Here is an 11,668-nt window from a genome sequence, read left to right on the forward strand (position 1 = left end):
AAGGTGACCCCATGCTGACCACCAAGCAGAAGACCCTGCGCAAATTCTGGTACGCGGTGATGCCCGTCCACAGGCTGAACGACGGGCCGAAGCCCTTCCGGCTGCTGGGCGAGGACATCGTTCTGTTCCTGGACGCCGCGGGGCGGCCGGCGGCGCTGAAGGACCGCTGCTGCCACCGCACGGCGAAGCTCTCCAAGGGCTGGTGCGAGAAGGGCACCCTGGTCTGCGGCTATCACGGCTGGGCCTACGACCGGGGCGGCGAGGTCGTGAAGGTGCCGCAGGTCAGCAGCGAGCCGGTCGAATCCGGCTTCTCCACCCCCGCCTATCACTGCGAGGAGCGCTACGGCTACGCGTGGGTCGCGCTGGAGGACCCGATCCAGCCGATCTTCGAGATCCCGGAGGAGAACGACCCCGGCTTCCGCCGCATCTTCCAGTTCTACGACGAGTGGAAGACGGCGCCCCTGCGCATGATGGAGAACAGCTTCGACAACGCGCATTTCTCCTTCGTCCACCGCGCCACCTTCGGCCAGCCCGACCAGCCCAAGCCGCAGCGATACGACATCGCGGAGACCGACTACGGCTTCTACGCCGCCTCCACCGTCGAGGTGAAGAACCCGCCGGAGGCGCACCGCGTCACGGGCACGTCGGACCCGGTCACCAGCCGCAAGATGGTGAACCACTGGTACCTGCCCTTCAGCCGCCGCATGGACATGGAGTATCCCAGCGGCCTGCGCCACATCATCATCAACTGCGCCACCCCCATCGACGACGGCCGCATCCAGCTGATGCAACTCCTCTACCGCAACGACACGGAAAAGGACTGCCCGACCCAGATCCTGATCGACTGGGACTGGAAGATCACCTTCGAGGACAAGGAGGTGCTGGAATCGACCGACCCCGACGCCACCATCGACATCTCCCGCAAGGTCGAGGCGCACATGGCGTCCGACCGGCCGGGCATCATCATGCGCCGCCGCCTGCTGGAGCTGCTGCGCGCGCACGGCGAGGACGAGGTGACGGACGCGCGGGCCTGACCGCCGCCGGAACGGGAGGACCCTCATGAGACTGCTGGTCAGACAGGTCCGCATCGAGGCGGAGGACATCCGCTCCTTCGAGCTGGCCGACCCGGAGGGCGCCGAGCTGGCGCCCTTCACCCCCGGCGCGCACATCGACGTGCGGGCACCGGACGGCCCCATGCGCCAGTATTCCCTGTGCAACGGGCCGGAGGAGCGCGACCTCTACCGCATCGCCGTGAAGCGGGAGCCCTGGTCGCGCGGCGGCTCCAGGGCCATGCACGGGCTCCAGCCCGGACAGTTCGTGGAGGTGTCGGCGCCGCGCGACGCCTTTCCGCTCGACCACGGGGCGCCGCATTGCCTGCTGCTGGCGGCCGGCATCGGCATCACCCCGCTCCTCTCCATGGCCCGCCATCTCGCCGCAAGCGGACGCTCCTTCGCCCTGCATCACTTCACCCGCTCGCCGCGCCACGCGGCCTTCCTGCGGGAGATCGAGCGCGGCCCGCTCGGCCCGCGCTCGGCCTTCCATCACGGGCTGGAGGGGGAGGAGCTGCACGGCACGCTGGGCCGGCTGCTCGCCGAGCGCCCGGCCGGCGCCCTGCTCTACCTGTGCGGTCCGGCTGGCTTCATGGCGCAGGCCGCCGAGGCGGCCGCCCCGGCCTGGCCGGCCGAGTCCATCCGCCGCGAGCATTTCGCCGCCCCGGCCCCGGTTTCCGGCGATGCCGAGGGCGGCTTCTCGGTGGAGCTGGCGCGAACCGGCCGCACGGTCGCGGTGCCGCCGGACCGCAGCATCGTCGCCGCCCTGGCCGAGCAGGGCGTGCGCATCGACACCTCCTGCGAGCAGGGGGTCTGCGGAACCTGCCTGACCCGCGTGCTGGCGGGGGAGCCGGACCACCGCGACCTCTTCCTGTCCGAGGAGGAGCGCCGTGCCTGCGACCAGATCCTGCCCTGCGTGTCCCGCGCGCGGGGCGGGCGGCTGGTGCTGGACCTGTAGCGCAATCTCAGGTCCCTCTCAGGTCGCGCTCAAGTCACCGGGGCCGGGTTGAAGAGGGTCAGCGCGTTGCGCAGGCCCCAATGGTCGGCCCAGGTCTTCTTGCGGCCGCTCGCCACATCCAGGATGAAGCGGAACAGCTCCTCGCCCACATCCTCGATGCTGGCCTCGCCCGTGGCAATGCGGCCGGCGTCGATGTCGATCAGGTCGCGCCAGCGCTCGGCCAGCGCCGTCCGGGTGGAGACCTTGATCACCGGCGCCATGGCGAGGCCGTAGGGCGTGCCGCGGCCGGTCGTGAAGACCTCGACGTTGCAGCCGGACGCAAGCTGGAGCGTGCCGCAGATGAAGTCGCTGGCCGGCGTCGCCGCGTAGATCAGCCCCTTGCGCGTGGCGCGCTCGCCCGGCGACAGCACGCCGGCGATGGGGCTGCTGCCCGACTTGGCGATGGAGCCCAGCGCCTTCTCCACGATGTTGGCGAGGCCACCCTTCTTGTTGCCGGGCGTCGGGTTGGCGCTGCGGTCGGCCTGCCCGGCGCTCAGGTAATTGTCGTACCAGGCCATCTCGCGGATCAGCGCGCGCCCGACCTCCTCGTCCACCGCGCGGGGGGTGAGCAGATGGATGGCGTCGCGCACCTCCGTCACCTCGGAGAACATGACGGTGGCACCCGCCCGCACCAGCAGGTCCGCGCAATGGCCGAGCGCCGGGTTGGCGGTGACGCCGGAGAAGGCGTCGCTGCCGCCGCACTGCATGCCGACCACCAGCTCCGACGCCGGGCAGGTCTCGCGCCGCCGCTCGTTCAGCTCCGTCAGGCGCTTCTCCGCCATCTCCAGGATGGAGGCGATCATGTCGCCGAAGCCCTGGTGCCGCTCGTCCTGGAGCGTGACGATGGCGGATTCCACCCCGTTGGGCAGCAGCCGCTCCGGCTGGAGCTTCTCGCAACCGAGACCCACCACCATCACCGCCCCGCCCAGGTTCGGGTTGCGGGCGAGGTTCTGCACGGTGCGGATCGGCACCACCGCCTCCGGCGCGTTGATCGCCACCCCGCAGCCGTAGGTGTGGTTCAGCGCCACCACGTCGTCGACGTTGGGGAAGCGGGGCAGCAGGTCCCGCTTGATGCGCTCGACCGCATGGTCGAGCACGCCCGCCACGCACTGCACGCTGATGCTGATGCCCAGCACGTTCTTGGTGCCCACCGAACCGTCGGCGTTGCGGTAGCCCTCGAACGTCTGGCCCTCCAGCGGCGGCTGGGGTGCCGGCACGGCGGTGGCGAGCGGCAGGCTGTCGAGATCGGGGGCCTGCGGCATGCGCACCAGCGACTCCTCCACCCAGCTCCCCCGGGGGATGGCGCGCATGGCGTGGCCGATCACCTGCCCGTAACGGACGATCGGCTCGTCGGCGGCGAGGTCGCGCAGCGCCAGCTTGTGCCCCTGGGGCACGAAGTCGCGCAGCACCAGCCCGCAGGGGAATTCCGTCCCCGGCGGCAGCCCGCCGGCGTTGACGAGGATGGCGACGTTGTCGTCCGCGTGCACCCGGATGTAGAGGGGCTTGTCCGTCATGATGGGCTGGTCCTCAAGGCCGCGCGGGTTGGGCGGCACCGTTTCGAAGGGTAAGGGGAAAGGCGCGTCACCGCAGGGCGTCCAGGGCGAACATCCAGAGGGCGACGAAGACCGCGCCGGCCAGCACGTAGCGCCCGTTCCACTCGCGCCCGACCGTCTGGCTCGACACGCCAGCCAGCCGGGCGACCGTCAGGGTCGCGGCCCCGATGGGTGTGGTGCAGCCCGACAGGCCCCAGGCGCCGAGCAGGCCGCTCGCCAGCACCAGCGGGTCGATGCCGTGCTGGGTCAGGTCCGCGAAAGCGTGGCCGAGCAGCGTCACCGTCACGATCTGCGGTACGCCGTAACGCGCGAGGAACATCATCGACCAGGCCAGCAGCACCATCACCACCGCCGCCGGGAAGGGCAACAGCGCGACGACCCGCGCCGTCCATTCCGGGGAGATGAAGACCGAGGCGACCGTGCCGAAGAAGGTGGCGCCGCCAAGAATGACGAACTCGTTCCTGTAGCTCGGCATGCTGATGGTGAGCCGCACGCCGAGCCGGCGGGCCGCACGCAGTGGCGCCCGCGCCGGGCCGGCCGTCCAGTACTGCACCGTCAGCCAGACCAGCGCCGAGAGGGGCACGACGATCATCGCCCCGACGGCCGGCCGGATGCCGAGCAGCACCGCCAGCAGCAGCGACCCCGCCACCACGGCGGTGATCAGCGCCGCCAGCCCGGCCATCGGCCGCCAGCTCCGCTCCGGCCCGGGCTGCGGCGGCACGGTGGGGCGCGGGAAGGTCATGCGGTCCACCGCCCAGCCCAGCAGCACCAGCAGCATGCCCAGCACGAACTGGATCGGCACCAGCACCGACCAGTCCAGGTCCGGCACCGCCGTCTGGGTGACGACGAAGGCCACGGACAGCGGCGACCAGACCGGCATCAGCACATAGCCGCGCAGGATGGCGGTGAGCATCCTCTGCTGCCGGATGCCGGCGATGCGGGCGTCGCCGCCCGCGGCCTCCAGCGTGTTGCCGCGCTGGACCATGGCGCCCAGCAGGGTCAGCACGCCGAAGTTCAGCACCACCGACACCATGTGGCTGCCCAGGCTCAGCACCAGATAGCGGCGCCCCGGCGGCTGGCGGACCATCAGGTCGCCGCAGCGCTGGATAAGGGCCGAAGTCTCGGCCGCGTCGCGCAAGAGGCTGACCGAGGCGAACAGCCCGATCACGAAGGAGGCGTTGGCGAGGCCGCGCAGGATGACGGCGCCGGACTCCGGCCCCGGCAGGAACATCCAGGCGGCGAAGGCGCTCGTGATGCAGCAGGCCAGCATCACCCGCCCGCCACGCACGAGCGCCGGTGCTTCCAGCGCCACGAAGACCACCATCGCCAGCCCGGCCATGAGCTTCGCCGCCGGCGCGCCCAACAGTTCCCAGCCGATGGCGCCGAAGACCACGGCGACCACCGCGAGCGTGGAGACCAGGATCTGGGCGCGCCGCCGGAGCGGGACGGCAGCGGCTTCGGATGCAGGGGTGGCGGTCATTCGGTGTTGCGGCTTGGCGGGCAATGGAAAGGAATGAGCGGTTGTGTCCCGAGGGCGACGGTGGAGGCTATAGGCGGCAGCCGCGGCACCGCGCAATCTTCCCCGGCGCGGCACCCCACCCTTATCCCACCGGTGCCGGCTGGCCCGTCCAAGGGGTTTCTGGCACGGGCGTCAGCGGCCCCCGGCCCGCGAACCAGGCCTCCAGATTGTCCAGGAGGAGCTGCCCCATGGCCTGCCGGGTGTGCAGCGACGCCGAGCCGACATGCGGCAACAGAACGACGTTGTCCAGCGCGATCAGCTCCGACGGGACCTGCGGTTCCTTCTCGAACACGTCGAGGCCGGCGGCGAGGATGCGCCCCTCCGTCAAGGCGGCGATCAAGGCACGCTCGTCCACCACCGTTCCGCGCGCCACGTTGATGAGGATGCCGTTGGGACCCAGCGCATCCAGCACCTCCGCGCCCACGAGGCCGTCCGTCCCGGCGCCGCCGGGCGCGATGACGATCAGCACCTCGACCGCCCGCGCCATCTCGACCAGCGACGGATAATAGCCGTAAGGCACGCCCTCCTGGCGCGAGCGGCCGTGATAGACGACCTCCAGCTCGAAGGCGGCGCAGCGTTTGGCGATGGCCTTGCCGATGCGGCCGAGCCCGAGGATGCCGACGCGCCGCCCGCGCAAGGATGCGGACAGCGGGAAGGCGCCCTTCAGCCAGCGCCCCTCGCGCAGGAAGCGGTCGGCCTGCGGCAGGCGCCGCACCGTGGCGAGCAGCAGGCCAAGCGTCAGGTCGGCCACCTCGTCGGTCAGAACGTCCGGCGTGTTGGTCACCACCACGCCCCGTGCCGCGGCGGCGGCCACGTCCACCCGGTCGTAGCCGACCCCGAAATTCGCCACGACTTCCAGCGCCGGGAAGGTGTCCATGAAGGCGGCGTCGATCTCGACCTTGCCGCCCGCGGCGATGCCGCGGACGCGCGGGCCGACCTCGCGCAGCAGCGCCTCCCGGTCCGAGGCCTCCCACAGCTTGTGGACCTTGAAAGTGGCCTCGAACGCCTCGGGCGACCGTAGCGCGAAGGGCGAGGTCTGGAGGATCTCCACCGGCGCGCCGCCCGTTTCCTGCATGCTCATGAACCAACCCTTCCTGTGTCTGTCCGGCCGGCCCATGTCCTGATTCCGGCGGGCCGGCCGGGGTGCGGAGGCGATGCGTCGCGGCGGTCAGTTCGCCGTGATGCCCTTCTGCTTGATGATCTCGGCGTAGCGCTTGCGGTCGGAGTCGATCAGCGCCTGGAACTCCGCCGGACTGCTGCCGACGGGGGTGGCGCCCTGCGCGATCAGCTGGTCCTTGATGCCGCTGTCGAGCACCGCCTTGCGGACGTCGGCCGAGACCGTGTCAAGGATCTCCTGCGGCGTGCCGGCCGGCGCCAGCAGCCCGATCCAGGAGATGGCGTTGAAGCCGGGCAGCGCCGTCTCGGCCAGGGTCGGCACCTCCGGCAGCGCCGGCGAACGGGCCGCACTCGTCACGGCAAGTGCGCGCAGCTTGCCCGCCTTGATGAAGCCGCTGCTCTCCAGGATCGTCGCGAAGGACAGGTTCACATGCCCGCCGATCAGGTCCTGGATGGCCGGCCCGCCGCCCTTGTAGGGCACATGGACGAGCTTGGCGCCGGCGGCGTCCTCGAACAGGGCGCCGGCCAGATGCATCGAGCCGCCGTTGCCGGAGCTGCTGTACATCAACTCGCCCGGCTTGCCCTTGGCGAGCGCCACCAGCTCGGCCGGGTCCTTGGCCGGGAGGTCCGGATGGACCACCAGCACCTGCGGCAGCTCGGCGACCAGCGAGACGGCGGAGAAGGCGGTGTCCGGGTTATAGGGAAGCTTCGGATAGAGGATCGGGTTGATGGACTGGGTGCCGAAATTGCCCATCAGCAGCGTGTAGCCGTCGGGCTTCGCCCGCGCCACGATGTCCGCGCCGATGGCGCCCGCGGCACCCGGCTTGTTCTCGACCACCACCGGTTGGCCCCAGCGCTCCTGAAGCTTCTGGGCGAGCAGCCGGGTGCCCGTGTCCGTGCCGCCGCCCGGCGGGAACGGAACCACGATGGTGACCTGCCGCTCCGGAAAGGCGGCCTGGGCGGCGGTGGCGCCCAGCGCACCGGCGAACAGGGCGCCAGCGGTGAGCACGGTCGTGGCAAGCGCCAGAGCCCTACGGGACAATTGCATTGCGATCCTCCATTTTCGGTTTTTGTTTTCGTCGGGCCGGGCCGGACGGCACCAGCCCTGGACGCGGCATCGGGATCGCGGCTTCTTGGCCGCCGCTTCATCCCGGCGCTTTCTTCCGGCCCCGGCCTTCGTCGGGGCCTTGTTCCGGATTCTCGTTCTCGGGGTGCCTATTCCTGGAAGGCTTCCTCGCGCTTGCGGCGGATCGAGGGAGCCAGCACCGTCACCAGCATGGCGAGCGAGACCACCAGCAGCACCGCACTGATCGGCCGGGTCACGAAGACCGTCGGGTCGCCCTTGCCCATCAGCATGGCCCGGCGCAGGTTTTCCTCCATCATCGGGCCGAGAATGAAGCCGAGCAGCATCGGCGCCGGCTCGCACCCGACTTTGCGGAACACGTAGCCGAGCAGGCCGAAGCCGGCCATCAGCAGCACGTCGAAGGTCGCGTTGTTCAGGCTGAACACGCCGATGGCGCAGAAGACCAGGATGGCCGGGAAGAGCAGGTGGTAGGGAACGGAGATCATCTTCACCCACAGCCCGATCAGCGGCAGGTTCAGGACCAGCAGGAACAGGTTGCCGATCCACATCGAGACGATGATGCCCCAGAACAGCGCCGGCTGTTCGGTCATCACCGACGGGCCGGGCTGGATGCCCTGGATGATCATCGCGCCGATCATCAGCGCCATGACCGGGTTGGAGGGGATGCCGAGCGTCAGCATCGGAATGAAGCTGGTCTGGGCGCCGGCGTTGTTGGCCGATTCCGGGCCGGCCACGCCCTCGATGGCGCCCTTGCCGAACTCCTCCGGATGCTTGGACATCTTCTTTTCGAGCGAATAGGCCGCGAAGGAGGAGAGCATGGCGCCGCCGCCCGGCAGGATGCCGAGCAGCGAGCCCAGCACGGTGCCGCGCAGCACGGGGCCGACTATGCGCCGAAGGTCCTCGCGCGTCGGCATCAGGCCGGTGACGCTCTTCACCATGGCGCTGCGGGTGCCCTCGTTCTCCAGGTTGGAGATGATCTCGGCCAGCCCGAAGACGCCCATGGCGACGATGACGAAGTTGATGCCGTCGGCGAGCTGCGGCAGGTCGAAGGTGTAGCGCTGCACGCCGGAATTCACGTCGGTGCCGACCATGCCCAGCAGCAGGCCCAGCACGATCATCGCCAGCGCGTGCAGCAGCGAGCCCTGCGCCAGCACGATGGAGGCGACGAGGCCCATGACCATCAGCGAGAAATACTCGGCCGGGCCGAACTTCAGCGCCATGTCGGCCAGCGGCGGGGCGAACAGCGCCAGCAGCAGCGTCGCGACGGTGCCCGCGAAGAAGGAGCCGATGGCCGCCGTGGCGAGCGCGCGGCCCGCCTTGCCCTGGCGCGCCATCTGGTAGCCGTCCAGCGCCGTCACCACCGACGAGGATTCGCCCGGCAGGTTGACGAGGATGGCGGTGGTGGAGCCGCCGTACTGCGCGCCGTAATAGATGCCGGCCAGCATGATCAGCGCCGATTCCGGCGGCAGCCCGAAGGTGACCGGCAGCAGCATGGCGATGGTGGCGGTCGGCCCCAGCCCCGGCAGCACGCCGATGGCCGTGCCGAGGATCACCCCGAACAGGCAGTAGGCCAGGTTCCAGATGGAAAAGGCCGTTCCCAGCCCCTGGGCGAGATTCGCGAAAAGCTCCATGACGCCGGCCTCCTCAACCACCGAACCAGGAGCCGAACAGCGGCATCGGCACGCCCAGCCCCCTGACGAAAACGAACACGCAGAAGGCGACCAGCGCCACCAGCGCCACGGCCGCGCGCCATTCGAAGCGGAACATCCGGCTGGCCGAGGCGCTGAGCAGGATCAGCACCAGCAGCGAGACGACCAGCCCGGCGGGCTCCAGCAGAACCCCGAACAGGGCGGTGGCGCCGACCACGAGGGCGAGCCCCTTCCAGGCGACGGTGCCGACGGCCTCTCCCGGCACGAGGAAGGAGCGGATGACGGACAGCAGGCCGAAGAGAATCAGCATGCCCCCCAGCACCGTGGGGAAATAGCCCGCCCCCATCCGGCTGCTCGTGCCCATGGAATAGTCCCGGGCGATCCACACACCCGCCAGGCCGAAGGCGAGATAGAGCACGCCGGCCAGCAGGTCCTTGGGGTTGCGCGATAGCGATGTCACGTGTCTCGTCCTCGATTGCACGGCCGCCGCGGGGCCGGTCCCGGAAGATGTCCCGGCGAAGGGAGGCGGCCGGACCGGCCGGCCGCCTCCATGCTTCGTCACTCGGCCGTGATGTTGCCGGTCTGGACGACCTGCTTCCAGCGCGCGTTTTCCTTGGCGAGGAAATCGGCGAACTCGGCGCTGGTGTTGTTCACGACCTCGAAGCCCATGTCCTTGAAGCGGGCCTGCACCTCGGCGTCGTTCAGCGCCTTGGACAGGGCATCGGACAGCTTGGACTTCACGTCCGCGGGCAGCCCCTTGGGTGCGGCGACCGCCTGCCAGGAATAGACCGCCATGTCCTTGATGCCGGCTTCGGCCATGGTCGGCGTGTCCGGGAAGGTTTCGGTCCGCTTGTCGGCCGTGACGCCCAGCAGCTTCAGCTTGCCCGCCTTGATCTGGGTCGCGACCGAGCCCTGGTTCTGGAAGGAGGCATCGGCGTGGCCGCCGATCAGGTCGGAGATGGCGGGAGCGCCGCCCTTGTAGGGAACATGCAGGCCCGTGGTGCCGGTCTTCTGCCAGAAGAGTGCTGCCGTCAGGTGGTCGGACGAGCCGGCGCCCGAGGAGGCGAAGGTGACCTTGTCCGGGTTCTTCTTCAGGTAGTCCAGGAACTCGGCGACCGAGTTGGCCGGGAAGTTCGGGTTGGTGACCAGCACGTTCGGGGTCCGCACGGCGACGGTCAGCGGGTCGAAGTCCTTCGTCGGATCGTATTTCAGGCCCGGCTGCAGGTAGGGGATGATCGAATAGGTGCCGATGGAGGCGACCAGCAGCGTGTAGCCGTCCGGCTTGGCCTGGGCGACCAGCGTGGCGCCGATGGCGCCGGTGGCGCCCGGACGGTTCTCGACCACGACCGGCTGGCCGAGCGTCTCCGCCATCTTCTGGCCGATGATGCGCGCGGTGTTGTCCGACGCGCCGCCCGCCGGGAAGGGCACGATCATCGTGATCGGCTTCTCCGGGAAGGCGGCCTGGGCCGGCGAGGCCAGCGCGAGGCCGAGGCAGACGGCGCCGAGAAGCTTGAGGGTCTTCATGTTTCCTCCTGGATTCTGGATTGTTCCTGCGTGGATCACGGTCTTCCGCCGCTTTTCCCGCCACATGCGCGGGGCCGGTTCGTTCCGGCCCCCTGATCTTGGCAAAAGATTCTTGGCCCAAGGATCTTGGCCGAAGCCGGGCCTTGCCGCAGCCCGGTTCATACTGAGGCCCTTTTTACTGCGGGCCGAGCTTTTCGATGAGGGCGCGCAGCTCCTCATGCTCCTGCGGCGTGCAGTCCACCAGTGGGGCGCGCACCGGGCCGGCGGAATGGCCGACCACCGTGGCACCCGCCTTGACGATGCTCACCGCATAGCCGGCGCGCCGATTGCGGATCGCAAGGTAAGGCAGGAAGAACTCGTCGATCAGACGGTCCGTCGTCGCCGTGTCGCCCGCCGAGAGCGCATGGTAGAACTCCATCGCCGTCCGCGGAATGAAGTTGAACACCGCCGACGAGTAGACCGGAACGCCGATGGCCCGGTAGGCCGGCGCATACACCTCCGCCGTCGGCAGACCGCCCAAGTAGGCGAAGCGGTCGCCCATCTTCCGGCGGATCGTCGTCATCAGCTCGATGTCGCCAAGCCCGTCCTTGAAGCCGATCAGGTTCGGGCAGCGCTCGGCCAGGCGCGCCAGGGCGTCGGGGCCGAGCTTGCAGACCGCGCGGTTGTAGATGATCACGCCGATCTTCACCGAGCGGCAGATCTCCTCCACATGCGCCGCGACACCGGCCTGGTCGGCCTCGGTCAGGTAGTGCGGCAGCACCAGGATGCCGGCCGCCCCGGCGCGCTCGGAGGCTTGCGCCAGCTCGACGGCGATGCGCGTGGAGTAGCCGACGCCGGCGATGATCGGCGTGTCGTCGCGGCAGACCTCGACGGCCAGCTTCACCACGTCCTTGTGCTCGTCGGGCGTCAGCGAGAACAGCTCGCCCGTGCCGCCAGCGGCGAACAGCGCGGACGCGCCATAGGGCTTCAGCCACTCCAGGCGCCTGGCGTAGCCCTTCGGCTCGAAGGCGCCATCGGCGGTGAAGTCGGTGAGCGGGAACGAGAGCAGGCCTTGGCTGATCACGGCCTTGAGGGCATTCGGCTCCATGGGGTCTTCCTCGTCAGGCGCGCCTCTCAGCGGGCGCGGGGGTCTGTCCACATGTTTATAATGATATCAGTCATCATACAAGATGCTTTG

General features: G+C 69.6%; 10 protein-coding genes. 2 read left to right on the forward strand and 8 right to left on the reverse strand.

Annotated elements, in window-relative coordinates:
- Positions 1-11 precede the first annotated feature (11 nt).
- Positions 12-1,034, forward strand: coding sequence for an aromatic ring-hydroxylating dioxygenase subunit alpha (locus JUB11_RS08845; protein ID WP_207458157.1), 1,023 nt, complete (start codon positions 12-14; stop codon positions 1,032-1,034).
- Between the two features lie 25 nt (positions 1,035-1,059).
- Positions 1,060-2,007 (forward strand): PDR/VanB family oxidoreductase, encoded by a 948-nt coding sequence (locus tag JUB11_RS08850; protein WP_207458158.1) that lies wholly within the window; start codon positions 1,060-1,062, stop codon positions 2,005-2,007.
- A 29-nt stretch (positions 2,008-2,036) separates the two neighbouring features.
- On the opposite strand, the gene garD is transcribed toward JUB11_RS08850, so the two are convergent.
- The 8 genes from garD to kdgD form a co-directional block, all read right to left on the reverse strand.
- Positions 2,037-3,560, reverse strand: coding sequence for a galactarate dehydratase (gene garD / locus JUB11_RS08855; protein WP_207458159.1), 1,524 nt, complete (start codon positions 3,558-3,560; stop codon positions 2,037-2,039).
- A gap of 67 nt (positions 3,561-3,627) precedes the next feature.
- Positions 3,628-5,079, reverse strand: a complete 1,452-nt coding sequence (locus JUB11_RS08860) for a hypothetical protein (protein WP_247886937.1) — start codon at positions 5,077-5,079, stop codon at positions 3,628-3,630.
- A gap of 121 nt (positions 5,080-5,200) precedes the next feature.
- Positions 5,201-6,199 carry a 2-hydroxyacid dehydrogenase gene (locus JUB11_RS08865; protein ID WP_247886938.1) on the reverse strand — a complete coding sequence of 333 codons (999 nt, stop codon included), beginning with the start codon at positions 6,197-6,199 and terminating at the stop codon, positions 5,201-5,203.
- A gap of 87 nt (positions 6,200-6,286) precedes the next feature.
- Entirely contained in the window at positions 6,287-7,282 is a 996-nt protein-coding gene (locus JUB11_RS08870; protein WP_207458160.1) for a tripartite tricarboxylate transporter substrate binding protein, read from the reverse strand.
- 167 nt (positions 7,283-7,449) lie between these two features.
- A complete protein-coding gene (locus JUB11_RS08875; protein ID WP_207458161.1) occupies positions 7,450-8,949 on the reverse strand; it encodes a tripartite tricarboxylate transporter permease in 1,500 nt (499 codons plus the stop codon).
- Between the two features lie 13 nt (positions 8,950-8,962).
- Entirely contained in the window at positions 8,963-9,427 is a 465-nt protein-coding gene (locus tag JUB11_RS33150) for a tripartite tricarboxylate transporter TctB family protein (RefSeq protein ID WP_207458162.1), read from the reverse strand.
- Positions 9,428-9,525: 98 nt separating this feature from the next.
- Complete coding sequence (locus tag JUB11_RS08885) at positions 9,526-10,491, reverse strand: tripartite tricarboxylate transporter substrate binding protein (protein ID WP_207458163.1); 966 nt, start codon at positions 10,489-10,491, stop codon at positions 9,526-9,528.
- Between the two features lie 175 nt (positions 10,492-10,666).
- Positions 10,667-11,578, reverse strand: a complete 912-nt coding sequence (gene kdgD, locus JUB11_RS08890) for a 5-dehydro-4-deoxyglucarate dehydratase (RefSeq protein ID WP_207458164.1) — start codon at positions 11,576-11,578, stop codon at positions 10,667-10,669.
- Between the last annotated feature and the right edge of the window lie 90 nt (positions 11,579-11,668).

It is taken from the genome of Azospirillum sp. SYSU D00513, from assembly GCF_017356015.1.
GTDB lineage: Bacteria > Pseudomonadota > Alphaproteobacteria > Azospirillales > Azospirillaceae > Azospirillum.